This is a genomic window from Caloramator australicus RC3, from assembly GCF_000297115.1.
GTDB classification, from domain to species: domain Bacteria; phylum Bacillota; class Clostridia; order Clostridiales; family Caloramatoraceae; genus Caloramator; species Caloramator australicus.
The window spans coordinates 1-642 of the sequence record NZ_CAKP01000102.1 but is presented as its reverse complement, the minus strand read 5'-3'; the positions used below and the strand labels follow the sequence as shown (position 1 = coordinate 642).

The 642-nt window shown below is 28.0% G+C and carries 1 pseudogene; it reads left to right on the top strand.

The annotated features are described in order from the left end of the window. A pseudogene (locus CAAU_RS09905) lies at positions 1 to 642 on the top strand (RNA-guided endonuclease TnpB family protein); the annotation flags it as partial.

The following is a 642-nucleotide window of genomic DNA, read 5'->3' as shown; positions in this document are numbered from 1 at the left end:
AAAAACAACACAGACAATTTGAAGGAAAAATTAAAATCCGTAACTATATCAAAAAACGCCAACAGGCAAATATTATGCTTCTATACTTGTAGAAGAAGAAATTAAAGAATTACCTAAAAATAGATAAAAAAAGTAGGTATAGATTTAGGAATTAAAGAATTTGCTATTTTATCAGATGGAACAAAGGTAGAAAAATCCAAAAATGGTTAAGAAAAACAGAAAAAAGAATTAAAATTATACAAAAATCATTATCAAGAAAGCAAAAGCAAAGTAAAAACTATGAAAGGACAAGACAAAAACTTGCAAAACTACACGAAAAAATATCAAATCAAAGGAAAGATTTTCTTCACAAATTATCTTCTAAAATTATACACGAAAACCAAGTGATAGTTTTAGAAGATTTACAGGTAAAAAATATGCAACAAAATCATAAATTAGCCAAAGCAATAACAGAAGTATCATGGGCAGAATTTAGAAGGATGTTAGAATATAAAGCAAGATGGTATGGCAGAGAAATAATAATAGCACCACAAAGTTATGCATCAAGTCAAACATGTAGTGAATGTGGATATAAAAATCCTGATGTAAAGAATTTAGCATTGAGAGAATGGAAATGTCCGAAGTGTGGTGCAGTTCATGATA